We start from the raw sequence: 20,035 nt of genomic DNA, 5'->3' as shown, positions 1-20,035 counted from the left end.
AACACACCCTTCCAAGTCTCTCTGTACTTAATTTAAAAGGCATTTTTTTATGCTGTTTTTTTGTTAGTTGTTTCTTCTGTTTCAAACATGTTTTCACTGACTTTAGGTCTTCCAGGAAGGATCAGGTTTAATAACACTCCGGAAATTGCCGCCAGGGCCATACCTTGGATTTCTATATTAAAAGGCAATTTGACAATCGCACCACCGATACCAATGACAAGGATTACCGATGAAATCACGAGGTTACGTTTGTCTCCAAAATCAATTTTACTGTCAACTAACATTCTTAATCCTGAGGAAGCGATAATTCCGAACAGGAGAATGGAAACTCCCCCCATTACAGGTGTTGGTATCGTTTGGATTAAAGCTGTTATTTTTCCAATAAACCCGAAGATGATGGCTAGAACCGCAGCACCTGCTAAGACATATACACTGTAGACTCTTGTAATTGCCAATACGCCAATATTTTCACCATAGGTGGTTTTGGGAGGTCCACCTACTAGTGCCGAGATTATTGTTGCTGTTCCATCACCAAGGATTGAACGGTGCAGGCCCGGCTCTTTTATGTAATCACGGCCGACAACCTTGCTAAGAACAAGCTGGTGTCCAATATGCTCAGATAGTGTAACAATGGCAACAGGCACCATTAACCAGAAAATATTCCACGTAAACTTGACATCATAGCTGACAAACGGAATTAAGAAATCAGGAGCGGCAAACCACTTTGCTTCTAGTACAGGTTTGAAATCAACAATCCCTACAATCACAGCATACACATAGCCGACAATAATCCCGGCCAAGATAGGGATAATGCTGAGCATTTTTTTAGCATATATTGAGAAAATAATAGTCGCTGCCAGCGTCACAAGCGCCACTGAGAAGTGCAGCATGCTATACTTTCCGGCTGGGTTGTTCATTGCCATTCCAACCGCAGTTCCGGAAATGGCGAGGCCAATCACAACTATGACCGGGCCAACAACAATTGGCGGGAGTAAGTTCATAATCCAGCGATGCCCCGCTCTGCTTATAATTAAAGCGACAATTCCATAAACAAGACCAGCCAAAAATGTACCGACCATCGCGGCTGCAGGTCCGCCAGAGGCTTTTGCGGCAATTACCGGTGCAATATAAGCGAAAGATGAACCGAGATAGGCAGGAACCTGAAATTTCGTAATCAATAGGAATGCCAACGTTCCGAGTCCGCTGGATATTAGTGCTATCGCTGGGTCTAAACCAACCAGGTATGGTACTAGGATTGTTGCCCCGAACATCGCAAATAAATGCTGCAAGCTTAAGGTCAGCCATTGGGCTGGTTTTGGTCTATCTTTAACATCTAGGATTGGTTTATTACTCATTTTCTGTTCTCTCCTAATTTCTATATTGTTTTCTTTATTTTCTTCAATTGTTCATATAAAAAACCCTCTTTGCCTTGTGGTTGACAAAGAGGGGTGAAAGGCGCACCGGAACATGGTCCAAGGTTTGCGCTTTTCCCTTTGTCAGCCTCACGGGACTGAAATTAAAAGGGCTGCTATTTATTTGTCATAAATACTTACTTGATCAACTTTATCTACTTCCAGCAGCTCAACGACAATTTTTTCATTGCTTGAAGTAGGGATATTTTTCCCAACATAGTCTGCTCTGATTGGCAGCTCCCTGTGACCGCGGTCGACTAGTACCGCAAGCTGGATGGAAGCAGGACGTCCAAGGTCCATAAGGGCATCAAGTCCAGCCCTAACTGTTCTTCCTGTATAAAGAACATCGTCCACGAGGACTACTTTTTTGTCACTTATGTCAAACGGAATGTCCGATCCTTTTACTAGCGGTTCCTGACTCTCCGTTTTCTTTGTTAAATCATCCCGATAAAGAGTGATGTCTAATTCACCGACTTGAATCGGACTTCCCTCAATTTGGGCTATTTTTAAAGCGAGTCGTTTTGCTATGTAAATTCCCCTGGTCCGAATTCCTACAAGCACGCAGTCTTCGATTCCTTTGTTTTTTTCGATGATTTGATGGGCAATCCTTGTCAACGCCCGCCCGATTGCCTGTTCATCCAGAACAATTGCTTTTTGGCTCATAGTCTCACCTTCTTATTATACTGAAATAAAAAACCTCTCGCCTGTGATGGCGAGAGGGAGACAGTTCTTCCTTAGGGAAATAACCTATTAACCGTTCCTTCTCGGCCTCACGGGACCGACTTAAAGGCTTATTAAACTATAGTAAGCATACTTTAATTTATTTATCCTGTCAACGATTATTTCTTAACCGGTCAAGAAGCTCTTCAAAATCCTCGGGAAGCGGGGCTTCGAATTCTAGATACTCATTTGTTCTTGGATGTATGAAACCGAGCAGACCGGCATGCAATGCCTGTCCATTTAAATCAAGTGTTTTTCTTGGTCCATATTTTGGATCACCGGCAAGCGGATAACCGATATATTTCATATGGACACGAATCTGATGGGTCCGGCCTGTCTCCAATTGACATTCCACGAATGTGAATTCATTAAAAAGCTCAAGGACACGAAAATGTGTAACAGCATGCTTCCCGTTATCAACAACCGTCATGCTTTGCCGATCTTTTGGATCCCTCCCAAGCGGAGCATCGATGGTTCCATATTCATGAGGGATCACTCCATGGACAATCGCCTTATATTTCCGTGTCACAGACTTTTCCACCAGTTGGTTAACTAGACTTTCGTGGGCCAAATCATTTTTCGCAACCATTAACAGCCCTGATGTATCCTTGTCAATCCGATGCACAATACCGGGTCTTAATACACCATTGATACCGGATAAATCCTTACAATGGGCCATTAACCCATTAACAAGTGTCCCAGTAAGGTGCCCAGGTGCAGGATGGACCACCATCCCTTTTGGCTTATTTACGACCAATACATCCTTATCTTCATAATAGATATCTAAATCCATTTCTTCCGGAACCACGTCCAATTCTTCCGGTTCTGGAATGGAAATAACGATAAAATCACTTACACTGCATTTGTAATTCGTTTTTACATTTTTCCCATTCACAAGTACATTGCCTTCTTTTATCCAATCCTGCACCTGTGTTCTAGACCATTCTTCATTCAGGCCGGAGATTACCTTATCAATCCGGTCTCCTTTTTGTTCCTCAAGAATGGTGTGTTCCATTTTCTCCATAAGACTTCTCCTTTGACGACTTCTCTTCAAGCAGCATTTGAATCATTAATAATCCAACACCAATAACTAATGCTGAATCAGCAATATTAAATACAGGGAAATTATAGCCGAAAATAAAGGTATGAATAAAATCAACAACCTCTTTCCGAACCACTCGGTCGATAAAATTCCCAATTGCACCTCCAAGCATGAAAGCAAGAGATACACCTAACAGCCATTTTCCTTTGGCCGCTTTGTAAAGATAATACATAATCGCAATAATTACAATAACCGTAATGACATAAAAAAGCCACATCTGCCCTTGAAGGATTCCCCATGCGGCCCCGCGATTCCGGTGAGAAGTAATATATAAAAATTTATCAATGATGGGTATACTCTCACCGATATACATATTTTTTTCAATAAGCCATTTAGTAATTTGGTCGAGCACAATAACGAATAGGGCGATTAAGTAATAATACACTAAGAAATACCTCCAACTTAAGCTAGACTTGCTCCCCTAGTTTAGCATACTTAATCGCTATATCACAATGAAACAAAAATTACGGTGTGGGGAAGATCGGTTTCTTGCAAAAGCCGCCAAGCAAGCTGGGATCATTGACTGTTCTAATGGTTGGAATCAAATTTAACAAGTCGAGGGGTAATAATTCACCGGAAAGTTCACATTGGCCAAAATTTCCTTCTTTGATTTTTTTCAGTGCTAAATCAATGTCCGCCATTTCTTCCTCTAAAATGGTTGTAAGCCAATTCTCTGTTTGTTTTTTCTTTAATGACCTTTCGATTTCTGTTTTTGTTTGACGGAGTTCTTGAAACAGCTTTTCCTGCATTGCATTCATAGTGTTAATACCTCCGTTATGTTATTTGTCTTATTATTACCGATCGTTTTCCATTGACCCGGATAATAATTTGACATCAGCAACAACAATTAACGGAGGTGGAAATAAATGAAAACTCACCGTTAGGCGATTCCGATAGGACGGTTCATGAGGCGTAGTTGAATTTATACTTTTCTTTTAGCAAAATGAAAGAGGCTGACAAGTCAGCCCCTTTCTATTTTACGCTAAGTGTGAATAATTTTCTTTTACAACTTGGGCACATCGAGGGCAAAGAGTTGGATGCTCCGCATCTTGGCCAACATCAGGCGTCACTACCCAGCAGCGTTCACAGGTTTCACCTTCTGCTTTTGTGACCACAATTGCCGCTGTATCTAATTTCAAGGCATCTTCTGGCGCCTCATCATAAGCACCAGCCACTTCAAAACCAGATACGATAAACAATTGTTTCAAGTTCTCTGAAACAGAATCGAGCAGCGCTTTTGTATTATCATTTACGTATAAGGTTACTTTCGCTGTTAATGACTTACCGATCACCTTTGCATTCCGGGCTTCTTCAAGTGCCTTTAAGACATCATCGCGCAGCTTCATGAATGCAGACCATTTCTCCTCCAACTCTGTAGCACCTGGAAGTTCCTGATATTCAGGAAGATCTGTCAACTGAACACTTTCCTCCTGAACCTTCGGAATATATTTCCACACCTCGTCTGCAGTGTGAGAAAGGATTGGCGAAACCAATTTGGTCAGAGCAAGCAATGATTCATATAAAACAGTTTGAATCGCCCTGCGTTCTGGATGATCAACTGCTTCAATGTACAGAACATCTTTTGCAAAATCTAGGTAGAACGCGCTTAAATCAAGCGTACAGAAATTATTAACAGAATGGTAAATGCCTGCATAATCGTAATTTTCATAAGAATTGCGAACACTCTTAATCAGCTTATTTAATTTTACCAGCATAAATTGATCTACTTCACGAAGGTTTTCGTAAGCAACCTTATTAACAGCCGGGTCAAAGTCCGCTAAATTCCCCAACAAGAAGCGGAATGTATTGCGGATTTTCCGATATACTTCAGCAACCTGCTTTAAAATTGCATCGGATACGCGGACATCGGATTGATAATCTACAGAAGCCACCCATAGGCGTAAAATATCTGCTCCCAATTGATTCATAACCTTCGCAGGGACGACGACATTACCTAATGATTTACTCATTTTTCTACCTTCACCATCAAGAGCAAATCCATGGCTTAATACTCCCTTATATGGAGCCTTGCCTGTGACAGCTACTGCAGTAGATAAAGACGAGTTAAACCAGCCGCGGTATTGGTCAGAACCTTCAAGATAAAGGTCTGCCGGACGGACCAAATCCTCTCTTTCTAAAAGCACAGCCTGATGGGAAGAACCAGAATCAAACCAAACGTCCATAATATCTGTTTCCTTCGTAAACTTGCCATTCGGACTTCCAGGATGCGAAAATCCTTCCGGAAGCAGATCCTTTGTCTCCCGCTCAAACCAAATGTTTGATCCATTCTCGCGGAATAAATTAGAAACGTGTTCAATCGTCTCGTCGGTAATGATTTCTTCTCCATTTTCGGCGTAGAATACCGGAATTGGCACACCCCAGACGCGCTGGCGGGAAATACACCAATCACCGCGGTCACGGACCATATTGAAAAGCCTTGTTTCGCCCCATGCCGGCACCCATTTGGTTGCTTTCACAGCTTCGAGCAATTGGTCGCGGAAATCTTTAATGGACGCAAACCACTGAGCAGTTGCCCGGAAAATAACCGGCTTCTTTGTTCTCCAGTCATGTGGATAGGAGTGAGTAATAAATGTAAGCTTTAACAAAGCTCCTTTTTCCTCTAGGGCTTGGGAAATCGGTTTGTTGGCCTCGTCGTAAAATAATCCTTCAAATCCCGGTGCTTCATTTGTCATATTTCCTTTATCATCAACCGGACAAAGGACATCCAAGCCGTATTTTTGACCAACATGGAAGTCATCTTCCCCGTGACCAGGAGCAGTATGAACGCAGCCAGTACCAGCATCAGTTGTCACATGCTCGCCTAACATGACAAGAGAATCACGGTCATAAAGCGGATGACGGGCTACAACATATTCAAGCTCAGCCCCTTTGACCTTTTTAAGAACGGCCGCTTCTTCCCATCCAATTTCATTCGTTACACTTTCCAATAAGCTTTCAGCCACAACATATTTTTTATCATTTACAGCTACAACCACGTAAGTTAGCTCAGGATGAACCGAAATTCCCAAGTTGGCAGGAATGGTCCATGGGGTTGTTGTCCAGATGACGATTTCCGTATCCGTATCAAGTACTCCCTTGCCATCCTTCACCGGAAAACCAACATAAATGGACGGTGAACGTTTATCTTTATATTCAATTTCTGCCTCAGCCAAAGCGGATTCACTTGACGGAGACCAATATACTGGCTTCAACCCTTTATAGATATAACCTTTTTTTGCCATTTCTCCGAAAACCTTGATTTGCTGGGCTTCGTATTCAGGCTTTAAAGTGATATATGGATTCTCCCAATCACCGCGGACACCAAGGCGTTTAAACTGGGTCCGTTGATTGTCAATCTGTTCAAGCGCATAATCTGTACAAAGCTGGCGGAATTCTGCAACGGACATTTCCTTCCGTTTAACCCCTTTATTAGTTAAAGCCTGCTCAATCGGCAGACCGTGAGTATCCCAGCCCGGCACATATGGGGCATGATAGCCGCTCATTGACTTATAGCGGACAATAAAATCCTTTAAAATTTTATTTAATGCATGGCCCATATGGATATCACCATTTGCATATGGAGGGCCATCATGCAAAACAAACATCGGACGCCCTTTAGTGCGCTCCTGTACTTTTTGGTAAATATTCATTTCTTCCCATTTTGCCTGCATCTCCGGTTCTCTTTGCGGAAGATTACCACGCATTGGGAAATCCGTTTGCGGCATTAATAACGTGTCTTTGTATTCCATTTTATTTCCTCCAATACCTTTCTATTGAACAGAATTGACATTCTTGCAAATAAAAAAACCCCCTCATCCCAAAAAAGGGACGAGAAGGTTTTATTCCCGCGGTACCACCCTGATTGATAGAACTGTCTTATTCTATCCTCTTGCGAATTCGTAACGTGAATACACGCCTTAGTCTACTGTTCTAAATATAGAGGTTCGACCTCGGAACTCGAGGGTGATTTTCCAATCTTTCGGCTTTATCGGGCTTCCACCATCCCCGACTCGCTAATAAGCTTTTTGAAAAATTGTACTGTCCCTGTCTTCGTCATTTTCATTCAATTAATCTGTTAAGAAATTATATGCTACTAAATAGCTGTTCGTCAAGCTAATGAATCCTCTTCTTCGTGGATTTTCAGCTCGGTGGCATCAAGTTCGTACTCTAAAAGGTGATCCCAATCGTCAGTATTCAGCATATCGAGCTGTGCCTCAATCAGCATTTTGAAACGGGTGCGGAAAATTTTCGACTGCTTCTTTAAATCTTCTATCTCCAGAGCAATCTTTCTCGCTTTAGATAGGGATTCGTTAACGATACGGTCCGCATTCTTTTCCGCTTCCTTGACGATTAGCTTCGCTTCCTTTTGGGCATTGCGTTTTACTTCTTCCCCTGCCTCCTGGGCAATCACAATCGATTTATTAAGTGTTTCTTCAATACTTGTAAAATGCCCTAAACGCTCCTGCAGGTCAGTTAAACGCTCTTCCAATTCTTTTTTCTCTCTTAGGACAAGCTCGTAATCCTTGATTACCTGATCAAGAAATTCGTTTACTTCATCCTCGTCATACCCTCTAAATCCTTTATTAAATTCTTTATTATGAATATCTAACGGCGTTAACGGCATGATGCCACCTCCAACAATCTGTGCAATCTATGTAAATGTGAATATTCGACAAGTTTTTTGAAAATCCTGCAAGAAAATAAATTATTTTTGTCTTCCGACAGAAATTCGCCATTTTTCTTTCTTTGTTTTCCCCTCAATACCGGACAATCTTACCCTTCCATGGCCCCGGACCGACAGCATATCGCCAATTTCACAAACAAAGGCCGGGCTTTCAATCTGAGTCCAATTGACCTTAACTAGGCCTGCCGCAATATAGTTTTGCGATTTTTGCCGAGAAAGATTATAAACACCAGAAATAACAGTATCCAGCCTTAAAGAAGATACTGTTAATTCATGTTCCTCCCATAATTCTTTAGGAGAAATTATATTTTCGGGCGGCTTCTCAAATAAATGAACCGTTGCTTTACCGATTGATTCAAGATTAGTGCTGATATAGCCGCCGATTTCCTTGGCTGCCAAGAATTGGATTTGTTCATCATCGACAAGAATATCGCCAAATTTCCCACGTTTTAGTCCCAACGACATCAATGTGCCTAGGACGTTGGGATGTTCAATTTTGATAAACTTCTTTGGATAGTCAATTTCAAACAAGCTGATTTGAAAATCCTCTTGAACTGGCACTAGATATTCAGGGAATAGAAGAGCCCTTTTTCGTTCTGCCCCTGGCCAGCCGCCAAAGAGTTGATATTTTACATCACCATTTTCACCGATGATCGTCTTTAAGATATGCTGTTCTCTTGGGTCAAGAAAGTCCGTTAATTTCGGGGCATACTGAAGTTCGACAGTGTTTTTCCACTGCATGACCTGGTCAATATAATCCCGTTCTTCTGGACGAAAATGCTGATATATATTCATGCTCTAAAAACCAACCTATTTTAATTATTATGAGAGCCAGACAGCTACATAGCTTAAGCCCCGTGTTGCAAAGTTGAGCACAAGAAATGCGACAATCGGAGAAATGTCAATCATGCCGATTGCGGGAATAATCCTTCTGAATGGTTCTAAATATGGCTCACAAATTCTTGCTAAGAATTGACCGATTGCGGATTCTTTGGCACCCGGAAACCAAGACATCAATATGTAAATAATTAATGCCCACGAGTAAGCCCAAATGAGTTTTTGTATTAAACCGATAACAAAAAACATCTCTTTACCACCTCGTATTCATATTTTCGTGGTCAGGGAGCAATTCCGAAATATTCCCCGATACTTCCATATTATCCGGGGTGCACAAGAATATATTGGCGCCAATTTTCTGGATTTCCCCGCCAAGAGTATATACTACTCCTCCTAAGAAATGAACAATCTGCCGGCCTTCCTCTGGATCAATCCGCTGCAAATTCACCACCACCGCACGGCGGTTTTTTAGATGGTCGGCAATCTCGGTTGCCTCAGATTCGGAATGCGGTTCCGCCAATATAAGCTTTGAAGGCTTTACTTGGACAGGGGGCTTTTGCACACTTTGCAGGCTGACTACATTATGACTTTTTAACGGCTGTTTTTTCTGCTTTATCGGTTCCTTCGGCTCACTATAATCTTCATTTTGCTCATCGTTGTCATCGTCTAAAAAGAAAAATGTTTTTAGTTTAGATTTAATTGTCATATCAACTCTCCTAACCAGCTTCACCAACAAGCGCTGTACCTATTCTTACCATCGTAGCCCCTTCTTCGATGGCGATAGCAAAATCATTAGACATACCCATCGACAGCTCTGAACAAGGAGCATAGTCTAAGTGAAAGGATTGAACTTGAGTACGAAGTTCTCTAAGTTTTTGAAAACAATCACGCAAGACTTCTTCATCGTCCGTGAATGGGGCCATTGTCATTAAACCAGCAACAATAATATTTTCTAGGGAGCCAAGTGATTTAATAAAGTCGATCACTTCTTCAACCGCTAAACCGTGCTTTGAGTCCTCTTCTGCTACATTAACTTGTACCAAACACTTTACTTTTGAATTGGCACGTTTATTTATTTCTTGAGCCAAAGAAAGACGGTCAAGGGAATGAATGTACTCCACTTTATCGATAATATTCTTTACCTTTCGTGTTTGCAGAGTTCCAATAAAATGCCAAATTGGCTTGTCCTGAAGAACTTCCCATTTTTCAAGCATTCCTTCGTCCCGGTTTTCACCAAGATGCTGAATGCCTGCATCAAGCGCTTCCTGCGCTCTTTGGGTACTGACGTATTTTGTAACGGCAATTACTGTTACCTCATCTGGTTTCCTGCCTGTCTTTTCGCACGCTTCATGTATTTGCTGTCTAATAAGTTCATACTTTGCTGCTACTCTCATAAGCGGTTCTAATTCTCCTTCCAGCCAATAAAGCTTAACATTCTTCCGGCTTTGCCATGGCTCTTCCGGTGGGAAAAAAACAAATGGTTGTTACAGCTTGAGCAATAATTGGTGACGATTATATTTTCCTTTGGAACTCCTGCCTTGACAAGAGTCTGCTTGTTCAATTCCCTTAGGTTTAATGAATATTGACCTTCACTAATTAAATTATAGGGTTTTCTATCGACATCTTCTAGTATATTTTCAACCAAGTTAACGACACGTTCATCCACAATATAACATTTTTCGCAAATCGATGGACCGATGGCGACAAAAACCTTCTCAGCCTTGATGCCTTCCTCTTGCCATCTTTTTATCATCTCACGGCCAATTTGTCCTACCGTCCCCTTCCATCCAGCATGTGCCGCCCCAATCATCCGATATTCGGGAGCAATAAAAAAAAGAGGGACACAGTCGGCAAAACAGAGCGTTAACAATATTCCCTCTTCACTTGTATAGAAGCCGTCTGTGCTCTTAAACGACTGTTCGTAGGAAATAGACCCTCGCCCGCGATCTGCTTTTGTTACTTTTTGCAGAAAAATATCATGTGTTTGCTCAGCGCTAACCCATGTAGCTAATGGAAAATCAAGCAGTTCGGAAACTTTCATTCTATTTGCGCAAACATCATTGAAAATATCACCAACATGAAAGCCGAGATTCAGGGCTTCAAAGCTGCCTTTACTTTGTCCCCCCAGCTTGGTTGTTATTCCTGCCACAAGGCCGGGATTACTATTCATCCAACCGTCGATGGTTAATAAGGATTCATTCTTTATAATAAATGGTTCCATTCCATTACCTCTGAACTTTTTTCTATAGTTTACCATGAAACCGGGCTTTGGTCATCGAAGCAGTTTTATTTCCTTTAATGCCTACTCTTCTTCCGTTATTTTTTCATCGCTGATTTTATAGCGGACCAAGATGACATCCTGACCAATTTTAATAATGTTTTTCCACGGGATCACTATATCTTCGTCCTTCCCAAAAAAGCCAAGCACGCGCCCGTTTCCGGAAATTACAACCGCTTCTATTTTTCCCGTCGTTAAATTAATTTCTATATCTCCAACATTCCCTAGTCTTTTGCCATCTGAAACATTCACAACATCTTTTATCTGAAAATCGGAAATTTTAACCATTAAACAACCACTCCCAATCTTACGATACTATATAAAATATATGTTTGTATTTTGGAAATTAGAAAGGAAAAATTAAGCTAGTCTTTTATTTCACTTATTTAACTCACCGAGTAATTTTCCTATTTTAAAAAATTTAAAGCTTTCAACAGGCCCAATAGCAGAGACAATCATTAATTTAAACAAAAAGATTGCCGAGAAAACACCATTTCCCGGCAATATAATAAGCTGCCTTTACAAGGCAGCTTAGCTTTGGATATTTTTATTCATTTGTCTGATTGCTGCTTTTTCTAAGCGGGATACTTGCGCTTGGGAGATGCCAATTTCGTCTGCAACCTCCATTTGTGTTTTCCCCTGAAAGAAACGCTTTCTCAAAATCAACTTTTCACGTTCGTTTAATCTTCTCATTCCCTCTTTAAGGGCGATTTCTTCGATCCAATGGATATCTTTATTTTTTTCATCGCTCAGCTGGTCCATAACATAAATAGGATCCCCGCCATCATTATAAATCGGCTCAAATAGAGATACCGGGTCTTGTATTGCATCAAGCGCAAAGACAATTTCTTCATGCGGTACTTCTAGGACCTTCGCAATTTCTTCAGCAGTCGGTTCCCGAGAGGTTTCACTCATCAGCCTCTCCCTGACCTGGAGGGCTTTGTAAGCAATATCCCTTAGAGAGCGGGATACTCGGATCGGATTATTGTCACGCAGATAGCGCCGGATTTCGCCAATAATCATCGGGACGGCATAAGTGGAAAACTTGACGTTTTGGCCTAAATCAAAATTATCAATGGATTTCATCAGTCCAATACAGCCAACCTGAAACAGGTCATCAACAAACTCGCCCCGGTTATTGAACCTTTGGATAACACTTAATACTAGGCGTAGATTGCCGTTTACTAGCTTTTCTCTGGCGGTTATATCGCCCTCTTGCATTTGCTTGAAGAGTATTCTCATTTCTTCGTTCTTCAATACAGGAAGTTTTGATGTGTCTACACCGCAAATTTCAACTTTATTTCGAGTCAATTCTTTTCCCTCCTCGAGAGAGCTGCTGTACAAAAAACAGTATCTCCTTGAGGAGGAAAAATATGCACTTGATGAATGGAAGGAAAAGTCAGCTATTGTCGAAAAATGCATTAGAGGCAATATTTTTCAAAGCTTTTTTACGGAAAAAAATTTTTCTAGACCTTGTCTTTTAGACCATTTTATTAAATTCCTTGCGGAGCCTTTTAATGATTCTTTTTTCAAGTCTTGATATATAGGATTGGGAGATGCCAAGCATATCGGCAACATCCTTCTGTGTCTTTTCTTCCCCATTTGTCAGGCCGAACCTTAACTCCATGATTTGCTTTTCCCGGTCGCTAAGCTGATGCAATGCTTTGGTTAACAGTTTTCGGTCCACATTTGCTTCAAGATCCTTTGTAATGATGTCGTCATCCGTTCCCAAAACATCTGACAAAAGCAGTTCATTGCCGTCCCAATCAATATTAAGCGGCTCGTCGAAGGAAACCTCTGACCTGATTTTATTATTGCGTCTAAGGTACATGAGAATTTCATTTTCGATACATCTTGAAGCGTATGTAGCCAGTTTTATTTTCTTTTCCGGGTTAAATGTATTAACGGCCTTAATTAAGCCAATTGTCCCAATGCTGATTAAGTCTTCAATGTTGATGCCGGTATTTTCAAACTTCCTGGCGATATAGACTACGAGTCTGAGATTTCGCTCGATTAATATCGATCTTGCCGCCTTATCGCCGCCAGGTAATTTCTTTAATAACATTTCTTCTTCGTCTTTTGTTAAAGGAGGCGGCAGTGCTTCGCTTCCGCCAATATAATATATTTCATCTGTTTTCAGACCTAATTTCATTAATAGTTTATACCAATAATAGGATAAGCGAAGTCTCCATTTTTTCATGTGTATTCCTCCTTCTAAAATTTTGTTTTTCTGAGTATAGTAATATTAACTTACCTTCACTGTTTCCCCATTCTGCCTTGACCCGGTTAGCATTTTTGGATGAACAATGCACTGAAAGGCATCATCAGATGAAAGCTGCTGAAGTGTAAATGTTACCAGCCCCTTATCACACAAGTATTCGTAACCATTATGTTCAATCAATATCCTATCGGGTTTAACCGCAATAATGAGCTGAGAGGTTTGGCCTACTACCTGGTAAGGGATAATTCTCATTCTGCTCTGCCATTCTTCGGGGAACTCAGAATTGCCTAATACAAGTGCTTCAGGGTCCGCCGCCATTTTCTTGATTAGGTCCGACATATTATCAAATTGATTCTTAATAGAAACAAACATGACAGGTAGCTTTGACAGAGGGTCATAGAGCTGATTGCCGCTATCGACTAAGCCCTTCAAATATAAAGTTTGTTCCTCAATCACTACCGTTACAGTTACAATTTGATCGTATTGAATTTTTGTCATTTCCATGCTTTCAATATTTTTTCTTGAAAAGTGCCACGCAACAGGAAATCCGATAAGGACAAACAACCAGCTAATCGGATCGCCAAATCCCAACACGCTCGACTTTAGAACACCGACGGTAAGTTTCGGGTCATATTGGATAAAAAAATGAACGCCCATTAATGCGCCGCCAATTAAAAAAGTTGACACATATAACGTCATCAATGCCTTTATAAAAAAGGACAAACGCTTATACCCAAAGGCTATTAAGACCATCACAATCGAAAATAACAGTTTTGAAAGCGGGTGGCCGGAGATGGCATTTACTGGCGTAAAAGATAATAGAATGATCAGTGAACCAATGAATCCCCCGGCAAAGATTCTCCACAGCCGAATCCTTCTTTTTAGAATAATAGCTGTTAAAAAAAGGAGAAGACTATCAAATAGCAGGTTAAGAGCCCAAATCACATCCAAATAGACAATCAAAAAACGCTTCCTCCTTCTTCATGGCCCTTTCTATTATTCTGATTATGGAAAAGTATACCTTAGATGTATGTCTGAAGTGTGTCACTTTCTGTAATCAAAAAAACAGAAATTTTCCCTATTCTGTTCGGATTTTGTCAGATAAATTTTATATAATGGCTATTAACAAGTTCGTTGATTTGCGCTCCACAAGGAATGCTTCGGCAGCATAAGCATCGCACGACTAAAAGCAGTAGCTTTTAGGAGGAGGGGCTCGCTTTCCGCGGGCGTGCAGGGGAGCCTCCTCGGAGCTATCGCTCCTGCGGGGTCTCCCCTGCCCCGTACTCCCGCAGGAGTCTCGCCCCTTCCACTCCAATCAACTAAGCGATTAAAATATGGTAAAAACCCCAAAATAAAAAAGGTACAGCCTTCAGGCCATACCTTTTATCTTTTAGATAATTCTATCGTCTTCTGTTGCGGTTGCGCAGGAAGGTTGGGATGTCTAGTGTGTCTTCCTGGTATGAATTGTTATTACGTACTGGCTCTTGTTGTGGAGCCTGCTGCTGTGGTGGTGCTTCTTCGCGTTTTGGCTCTCTCTTGACGCCGCCGACTGGAGGTTTAACTTGTCCAAAAGTTGGACGTGTTACCTTTGGCTGGATTACCTCTTCCTTAAAGCCTGTAGCAATCACAGTTACGATGATCTCATCTTTAAGGTTCTCGTTGATGACAGAACCGAAGATCATGTTAACTTCTTGGTCAGAAGCAGAAGCAACGATATCTGCAGCTTCTTGAACTTCATAAAGGCTTAAGTTTGTTCCGCCGGTAATGTTCATTAGGACACCTTGAGCACCGTCAATAGAAGTTTCCAATAAAGGAGAACTGATTGCTTTTTTCGCCGCCTCTGCAGCACGGTTTTCACCTGCAGATACACCGATACCCATTAAAGCAGAACCTTTATTCGACATAATCGTTTTTACATCGGCAAAGTCCAGGTTAATAAGACCAGGCACGGCAATCAAATCGGAAATACCTTGAACACCTTGGCGAAGAACATTATCCGCTTCACGGAATGCTTCAAGCATCGGAGTGCTCTTGTCCACAATTTCAAGCAGGCGGTCATTGGGAATCACAATCAGTGTATCCACTGCCTCTTTCATTGAGCCGATTCCGCCGGAGGCTTGTGTAGCCCGCTTTTTACCTTCAAACGTAAACGGACGGGTAACTACTCCTACTGTCAAAGCTCCTAAATCACGGGCAATTTGAGCAATTACAGGTGCAGCACCAGTTCCAGTACCACCGCCCATGCCGGCTGTAACGAACACCATATCCGCACCGCGCAATGCTTCCTCAAGTTGCTCTTTGCTTTCTTCCGCGGCCTTTTTGCCCACTTCAGGGTTTGCCCCTGCCCCAAGACCGCGGGTTAGCTTAGCGCCGATCTGCATTCTTACTTCTGCTTTTGAAAGATTTAACGCTTGTGCGTCTGTATTCACTGCAATAAATTCCACACCTTGCACACCATGCTCAATCATTCGGTTTACTGCATTATTACCGCCGCCGCCAACCCCGATTACCTTTATTGTGGCAAGAGAATCTAAATTTGTATCAAACTCTAACATGAAAAATCCTCCTAATTCTTCGATATCCTTTTCAATTTAGCTTATTCGAAAAAGTATCCAAGGAATTTTTTTACTCTTGAAGTCATTTTTTCTTCCGGATGCTTTTCTACTTTTGTTTTTGGCTGTTGCTGCTTCGGGGCCCTCTTTTCGACTGGCTCTGAAACTGCGGATTGCGGGCTCGCCACGCTCCCTGGTAATCTAGCATTCTTGTAAGCATACTTTATCAAGCCAACCGCTGTTGTATATTGAGGCTCTCTTACACCTATATAATCGGGACGGGCAATGCGGACGGGATTTTTAAACATATCCTGAGCAAGTTCTAGCAGCCCCTGCATATTGGCTGTTCCGCCCGTTAATACGAAACCGCCTGGCAGGTCGGACACGCCCATACGTTTTAATTCCTTTGCTATAAGCTCAAAAATCTCTTCCATTCTGGCTTCAATAATCTCTGATACATAAAGCTGATTAAATTGTTGATGCTGGTCGCTTCCGATAATCGGTACACTGAAAAATTGGTCTTCAGATGCATGATCATAGAATGCATGTCCATATTTTAATTTTATATTTTCTGCATCCTCTGTGGATGTGTGCAGCACTTTAGATAGATCATTCGTGAGCAAATCACCACCTACAGGAATGACACTTGTAGCTTTTAAATAGCCTTCCTCATAAACTGCAATTGTAGTCGAGCCGCCGCCCATATCAATCAAGGCGACGCCAAGATTTTTTTCATCCTTTGATAAAGCGTAATCTCCCGCTGCCAAAGGTTGAAGAATAATATCTGAAAATTGAAGTCCGGCGCGCTCAACGCAACGAATGATATTTGCCAGAACTGAATTTGATCCGGTCACAAGTGTTCCATCCATCTCAAGGCGGACACCTATCATCCCGCGAGGATCATTGATTTCATCTTTTCCATCCAAAATAAATTGCCTTTGGATAACCCCCATATTCACTCTTTCAGGTGGAATAGAACCAGCATAGGACGCTTCAATAACACGTGCAACGTCATCGTTCGTAATTTCACGGTTTTGACCAGAGACAGCTACTATTCCATGGCAGGGCTGCATCATGATATTGTGTCCCGGTATTCCGACAACAACCTCATGAATTTCCATTCCGATCATTCTTTCCGCTTGTTCAATCGCCCTTTTTATAGAATGAACGGTGTCGTCCATGTCGACGATTGAGCCTTTGCGCAAGCCTTCAGAATTTACGTTGCCAACTCCAATTATATTTAACGAGCCTTTTCCTGAGTCATTGACCATTTCACCAATGATTACTTTTACACTGGATGTACCGATGTCAAGACTTACGTATATTTCATTGCTGTTCATTCTCTGGCACCTCCTTTAATTTCCCTTTTATTGAACAACAATTTATTTGTTCAAATGAATTATTCATAGTAATATCTTATAAAAATATTCGTCAAAACTAAATGATTCCCTTTAAAAATTTTCAACTTTTTTCTAATTTTTCTTTCTTTGTTGACCATTTCGTTAACAAAATTCGACGAATTACAGCAATATTTTGAAAAAGCCTTACGCCAAATGCAAAAACCGCTGCTAAATACAAGTCTACACCAAGATGAACACCGAGAAAAGCTAAACTTGCAGCAAGTATTATATTAAAAAAGAATCCAGAAACAAAGACCTTTTCATCATAAATATTTTGCAAATAAGCACGGATTCCTCCGAATAATGTGTCGAGTGCTGCTAAGACAGCAATCGACAAATAATTGGAATATTCTTCAGGAATCCGAATTTCTGTCAGCAAGCCCAGAATAATGCCAATTATTAATCCCATGACCGGAAGCCACATTAGGAACCGCTCCCCTCTTTAACCGGCTCCATATACCGGATGCGAATTGGATTCTGATAAGCAGGGACTGTTATTTCCGGATTTGGCGCATTCACATCGAGCCTTAAGTTCTCCGTGAAAAATTCGTCTCTCGCTTTGGAAACTTTCATTCGGTTATATAACTTTTCAGCCGTACTAAGATCATTGACGACTACTTTTACCTCGAGTGGCAGTTCCTTTACGGTATGGCCATCAATTTTCGTTTCGGTATTGATATCCCGGATAACAGTCGTATTAATAACCCTTTGTCCATCAATCGAAACATATTTGGCTTCATACATGTTTAGCTCATTTAACAGTCTTTTCAAGAGTTCCGGTGAAACAACATTCTTCGTCGTTTCCCCAAGTTGAATATTTTCCATGACGGGTTCAATCATTAAAGTAATTCCCGGGCCAGTTACTTCTGTTAAGCCTGCGTCTGTCTTTAATTCATTTAGGGTGTCCCGCAGAGCCTTTTCTTTGCTTTGCTCTCTTTTAGATTTATAGGCTGATAGTTTTTCCTCATTTGATCGAATTTCATTCAATAAATTAGATTGCAGCTCCTTTTCCTTTAGCAAGGCTTCTCTAAGCTGCCAAATATCCCTTGTATCCCTGTCCTCAGGCTTTTTTACCGTTTGAAATTGGACTGCTATCATAAAACCAATTATCGCCGCAATCAGCGTAAAGTTTATTTTCATTTTCCGTTTGTCCACTTTTTCCACCCAGCCTTCTCATATATACTTGTGGACACATTATTAACCGCCAAGAATAGGGTTTAAAACAATTTCACTTTCTTTTTCTAGTGTGAAAATGATATTATCGTTAACCAGCTGATCCTTCACCCCGCCGACTAAGTTAATAGATGATGCAAGGACCTCAGGGTCTCCGATAGCTGTGATGACAAAAGGGGCTGGATACTGCACTCCATCAACTGTTATGACAGGGCCCTCACAGTTAATATAAGAATGGCTCGTTAACCTTTGGCCATTTATCGCAACCGCAGCCGCTCCTGATATGTAAAGCTCATTGATCACCTTGAAAACATGATGTTCATGAACCAAATAACTGTTTATATTCTGTTCTTTCGGATTGTAAGCCCCATCAGTCAGAGTAATTTTTACTCCCTTTCCCGTAACCTTTACCTTACCTAAAAACATCCTGTATTTTTCTGCATCCTCGGCAAGGTTGGTAAACACCTGTGCTTCCTTTGCTAGGCTTTTTTCATTTTCTGTCACACTGGCCTGTTTTTGCCGCAGTTCCTTTTGCAGTTTTCGATTCGCCTCTTCCTGCGAAATTAACTGGTTTCGTAAGGCAAGGGTTGTTTTATATTGGTTATCAGAAAGGCTTGTCCTTTCCGATTCATGTTCCAATTGGGTTAAATGATACGAGAATGCCATAATGAACCCCAAAACTAAACAGACAAGGGATAAAACGAGATGATTACCCTTCACCTTCATGATTTTCAACTTTATTTTCCTCCACTTCCGTATCAAAAGCCTTAAAATATGAACCTACCTCTAAATCAATAATGCCCTTTTTATTTGGGTCTAACTGGCTGATTATGGAAGGATAGTGGACCATCTTTTCAGCGAAGCTTCTAAGTGTGGCACTTACCTCAAAACCATCATTCATAAAAAGAGTAATATGATATTTGTCGGTTTTTTTCGGAGTGTAATGAATTTCAGAAATGGAGTTCACAATTCCAACCGGAAGATTTTTTAACCCTTCAACCATTTCATCGAGGACTGGCCCTTCTTTGAATTTAACTAGAATCGGAGAATTGCTGGGAATCATATCAGTTTTTTTATCGGTTAGGATTTTTCCGTTTTCCATCACCGGAAGGTAGGCATTGTCTTGATATAGATAAGCCATCCTTTTATGTTCTTTTACTTGGATCAAGATTGAATTCGGCCAAATAACCTTAACTTCTGCACTATTAATTTCAGATAGCCGTTTCAGGCTGGCGGCTACTTTATCCTTTCTGACTTCCCAAATGTTCGTGCTGTTCGTTAGGCCGCTTGTTTTGATGATTTCGGCTTGGGAATATACCTCATTTCCTTTTATGGTAATCTTTTTTATATGGGCTAACGGTGATTGTGTATAAGCAACAGCTGCTATCATTGTAAAAAACAAAAACAATAAAAGCACAAGCCTTTTGTTTGCCTTTTTCCGCCTTTGTTCTTTTAATTTAGGAATTCGATCCTCTAGAGCAACTATTTTTCCATTTTCCATTTATAATTCCTCCACCATAAAAAGTGGTTTCCCTTGATTTTTGTCGTGCTTGTCCAAAAGATTGGAAGACGCTTCTAAGAAAGAGAAACAACGGCACGAAAAGTCATGCCGTCATTCATTTTCTACCGCATTTTTCCTATAATATTACCAGTAAT

The 20,035-nt window shown here is 41.1% G+C and carries 22 protein-coding genes and 1 other annotated feature; all 22 genes read right to left on the bottom strand.

All coding sequences use genetic code 11. From position 1 onward, the window contains the following. Window positions 1-47: 47 nt before the first annotated feature. Entirely contained in the window at window positions 48-1,355 is a 1,308-nt protein-coding gene (locus QNN06_RS10555; RefSeq protein WP_284037530.1) for a solute carrier family 23 protein, read from the bottom strand. A gap of 177 nt (window positions 1,356-1,532) precedes the next feature. Then, on the bottom strand, window positions 1,533-2,075 hold the full coding sequence (gene pyrR / locus QNN06_RS10550; protein ID WP_213116394.1) for a bifunctional pyr operon transcriptional regulator/uracil phosphoribosyltransferase PyrR: 543 nt from the start codon (window positions 2,073-2,075) through the stop codon (window positions 1,533-1,535). Window positions 2,076-2,244: 169 nt separating this feature from the next. Beyond that, window positions 2,245-3,156, bottom strand: coding sequence for an RluA family pseudouridine synthase (locus QNN06_RS10545; RefSeq protein WP_217032906.1), 912 nt, complete (start codon window positions 3,154-3,156; stop codon window positions 2,245-2,247). Further along, window positions 3,128-3,619 (bottom strand): signal peptidase II, encoded by a 492-nt coding sequence (lspA, locus tag QNN06_RS10540; RefSeq protein WP_213116396.1) that lies wholly within the window; start codon window positions 3,617-3,619, stop codon window positions 3,128-3,130. The genes QNN06_RS10545 and lspA overlap by 29 nt, the downstream gene beginning before the upstream one ends. A 79-nt stretch (window positions 3,620-3,698) precedes the next feature. Further along, complete coding sequence (locus QNN06_RS10535; RefSeq protein WP_217032908.1) at window positions 3,699-3,992, bottom strand: hypothetical protein; 294 nt, start codon at window positions 3,990-3,992, stop codon at window positions 3,699-3,701. A gap of 219 nt (window positions 3,993-4,211) precedes the next feature. Next, entirely contained in the window at window positions 4,212-6,983 is a 2,772-nt protein-coding gene (ileS, locus tag QNN06_RS10530; RefSeq protein ID WP_213116398.1) for an isoleucine--tRNA ligase, read from the bottom strand. Between the two features lie 72 nt (window positions 6,984-7,055). Then, window positions 7,056-7,294, bottom strand: a binding site (T-box leader). A 48-nt stretch (window positions 7,295-7,342) separates the two neighbouring features. After that, a complete protein-coding gene (locus QNN06_RS10525; protein WP_213116399.1) occupies window positions 7,343-7,858 on the bottom strand; it encodes a DivIVA domain-containing protein in 516 nt (171 codons plus the stop codon). A gap of 81 nt (window positions 7,859-7,939) precedes the next feature. Then, window positions 7,940-8,713 carry a YlmH family RNA-binding protein gene (locus QNN06_RS10520; protein WP_213116400.1) on the bottom strand — a complete coding sequence of 258 codons (774 nt, stop codon included), beginning with the start codon at window positions 8,711-8,713 and terminating at the stop codon, window positions 7,940-7,942. 27 nt (window positions 8,714-8,740) lie between these two features. Continuing rightward, complete coding sequence (locus tag QNN06_RS10515; RefSeq protein ID WP_213116401.1) at window positions 8,741-9,004, bottom strand: YggT family protein; 264 nt, start codon at window positions 9,002-9,004, stop codon at window positions 8,741-8,743. A gap of 4 nt (window positions 9,005-9,008) precedes the next feature. Next, on the bottom strand, window positions 9,009-9,461 hold the full coding sequence (locus QNN06_RS10510; RefSeq protein ID WP_213116402.1) for a cell division protein SepF: 453 nt from the start codon (window positions 9,459-9,461) through the stop codon (window positions 9,009-9,011). 10 nt (window positions 9,462-9,471) lie between these two features. After that, window positions 9,472-10,149, bottom strand: coding sequence for a YggS family pyridoxal phosphate-dependent enzyme (locus tag QNN06_RS10505; protein ID WP_213116405.1), 678 nt, complete (start codon window positions 10,147-10,149; stop codon window positions 9,472-9,474). An 8-nt stretch (window positions 10,150-10,157) separates the two neighbouring features. Next, on the bottom strand, window positions 10,158-10,976 hold the full coding sequence (pgeF, locus tag QNN06_RS10500) for a peptidoglycan editing factor PgeF (protein WP_284037529.1): 819 nt from the start codon (window positions 10,974-10,976) through the stop codon (window positions 10,158-10,160). An 81-nt stretch (window positions 10,977-11,057) separates the two neighbouring features. Further along, window positions 11,058-11,321 (bottom strand): YlmC/YmxH family sporulation protein, encoded by a 264-nt coding sequence (locus tag QNN06_RS10495; protein ID WP_213116407.1) that lies wholly within the window; start codon window positions 11,319-11,321, stop codon window positions 11,058-11,060. Between the two features lie 243 nt (window positions 11,322-11,564). Next, entirely contained in the window at window positions 11,565-12,344 is a 780-nt protein-coding gene (gene sigG / locus QNN06_RS10490) for an RNA polymerase sporulation sigma factor SigG (RefSeq protein WP_149869517.1), read from the bottom strand. Window positions 12,345-12,513: 169 nt separating this feature from the next. Next, window positions 12,514-13,233 carry an RNA polymerase sporulation sigma factor SigE gene (sigE, locus tag QNN06_RS10485; RefSeq protein WP_213116408.1) on the bottom strand — a complete coding sequence of 240 codons (720 nt, stop codon included), beginning with the start codon at window positions 13,231-13,233 and terminating at the stop codon, window positions 12,514-12,516. A gap of 45 nt (window positions 13,234-13,278) precedes the next feature. After that, window positions 13,279-14,217, bottom strand: coding sequence for a sigma-E processing peptidase SpoIIGA (gene spoIIGA, locus QNN06_RS10480; protein WP_213116409.1), 939 nt, complete (start codon window positions 14,215-14,217; stop codon window positions 13,279-13,281). Between the two features lie 437 nt (window positions 14,218-14,654). Next, complete coding sequence (gene ftsZ, locus QNN06_RS10475; RefSeq protein ID WP_213116410.1) at window positions 14,655-15,809, bottom strand: cell division protein FtsZ; 1,155 nt, start codon at window positions 15,807-15,809, stop codon at window positions 14,655-14,657. Between the two features lie 41 nt (window positions 15,810-15,850). Beyond that, window positions 15,851-17,146, bottom strand: a complete 1,296-nt coding sequence (gene ftsA, locus QNN06_RS10470; RefSeq protein WP_213116411.1) for a cell division protein FtsA — start codon at window positions 17,144-17,146, stop codon at window positions 15,851-15,853. Between the two features lie 121 nt (window positions 17,147-17,267). Further along, entirely contained in the window at window positions 17,268-17,630 is a 363-nt protein-coding gene (locus QNN06_RS10465) for a small basic family protein (RefSeq protein ID WP_213116413.1), read from the bottom strand. Beyond that, the gene (locus tag QNN06_RS10460) at window positions 17,630-18,361 is read right to left on the bottom strand and encodes a DUF881 domain-containing protein (RefSeq protein ID WP_217032910.1); all 732 of its coding nucleotides are present in this window, start codon (window positions 18,359-18,361) and stop codon (window positions 17,630-17,632) included. The genes QNN06_RS10465 and QNN06_RS10460 overlap by 1 nt, the downstream gene beginning before the upstream one ends. A 42-nt stretch (window positions 18,362-18,403) precedes the next feature. Further along, window positions 18,404-19,105: a DUF881 domain-containing protein gene (locus tag QNN06_RS10455; RefSeq protein WP_213116915.1), complete on the bottom strand. Its 702-nt coding sequence runs from the start codon at window positions 19,103-19,105 to the stop codon at window positions 18,404-18,406. Continuing rightward, window positions 19,089-19,880 (bottom strand): cell division protein FtsQ/DivIB, encoded by a 792-nt coding sequence (locus QNN06_RS10450; protein WP_213116415.1) that lies wholly within the window; start codon window positions 19,878-19,880, stop codon window positions 19,089-19,091. Before QNN06_RS10450 ends, QNN06_RS10455 begins: the two co-directional genes overlap by 17 nt. Between the last annotated feature and the right edge of the window lie 155 nt (window positions 19,881-20,035).

Source organism: Neobacillus sp. 114 (assembly GCF_030127045.1).
In the GTDB taxonomy this organism is placed as follows: domain Bacteria; phylum Bacillota; class Bacilli; order Bacillales; family Cytobacillaceae; genus Neobacillus; species Neobacillus rhizophilus.
The sequence above is the reverse complement of the archived record's forward strand: the minus strand, read 5'-3'. Positions and strand labels throughout refer to the sequence as shown.

Excerpts from the sequence above, each read along its gene's own strand:
- sigE (WP_213116408.1), bottom strand. The coding sequence starts at position 13,233 with ATGAAAAAATGGAGACTTCGCTTATCCTATTATTGGTATAAACTATTA.
- QNN06_RS10505 (WP_213116405.1), bottom strand. The coding sequence starts at position 10,149 with ATGAGAGTAGCAGCAAAGTATGAACTTATTAGACAGCAAATACATGAA.
- ftsA (WP_213116411.1), bottom strand. The coding sequence starts at position 17,146 with ATGAACAGCAATGAAATATACGTAAGTCTTGACATCGGTACATCCAGT.
- QNN06_RS10465 (WP_213116413.1), bottom strand. The coding sequence starts at position 17,630 with ATGTGGCTTCCGGTCATGGGATTAATAATTGGCATTATTCTGGGCTTG.
- pgeF (WP_284037529.1), bottom strand. The coding sequence starts at position 10,976 with ATGGAACCATTTATTATAAAGAATGAATCCTTATTAACCATCGACGGT.
- QNN06_RS10455 (WP_213116915.1), bottom strand. The coding sequence starts at position 19,105 with ATGAAGGTGAAGGGTAATCATCTCGTTTTATCCCTTGTCTGTTTAGTT.
- QNN06_RS10495 (WP_213116407.1), bottom strand. The coding sequence starts at position 11,321 with ATGGTTAAAATTTCCGATTTTCAGATAAAAGATGTTGTGAATGTTTCA.
- QNN06_RS10450 (WP_213116415.1), bottom strand. The coding sequence starts at position 19,880 with ATGGAAAATGGAAAAATAGTTGCTCTAGAGGATCGAATTCCTAAATTA.
- QNN06_RS10520 (WP_213116400.1), bottom strand. The coding sequence starts at position 8,713 with ATGAATATATATCAGCATTTTCGTCCAGAAGAACGGGATTATATTGAC.
- QNN06_RS10525 (WP_213116399.1), bottom strand. The coding sequence starts at position 7,858 with ATGCCGTTAACGCCGTTAGATATTCATAATAAAGAATTTAATAAAGGA.
- QNN06_RS10510 (WP_213116402.1), bottom strand. The coding sequence starts at position 9,461 with ATGACAATTAAATCTAAACTAAAAACATTTTTCTTTTTAGACGATGAC.
- QNN06_RS10515 (WP_213116401.1), bottom strand. The coding sequence starts at position 9,004 with ATGTTTTTTGTTATCGGTTTAATACAAAAACTCATTTGGGCTTACTCG.
- QNN06_RS10555 (WP_284037530.1), bottom strand. The coding sequence starts at position 1,355 with ATGAGTAATAAACCAATCCTAGATGTTAAAGATAGACCAAAACCAGCC.
- ileS (WP_213116398.1), bottom strand. The coding sequence starts at position 6,983 with ATGGAATACAAAGACACGTTATTAATGCCGCAAACGGATTTCCCAATG.
- pyrR (WP_213116394.1), bottom strand. The coding sequence starts at position 2,075 with ATGAGCCAAAAAGCAATTGTTCTGGATGAACAGGCAATCGGGCGGGCG.
- ftsZ (WP_213116410.1), bottom strand. The coding sequence starts at position 15,809 with ATGTTAGAGTTTGATACAAATTTAGATTCTCTTGCCACAATAAAGGTA.
- QNN06_RS10545 (WP_217032906.1), bottom strand. The coding sequence starts at position 3,156 with ATGGAGAAAATGGAACACACCATTCTTGAGGAACAAAAAGGAGACCGG.
- QNN06_RS10535 (WP_217032908.1), bottom strand. The coding sequence starts at position 3,992 with ATGAATGCAATGCAGGAAAAGCTGTTTCAAGAACTCCGTCAAACAAAA.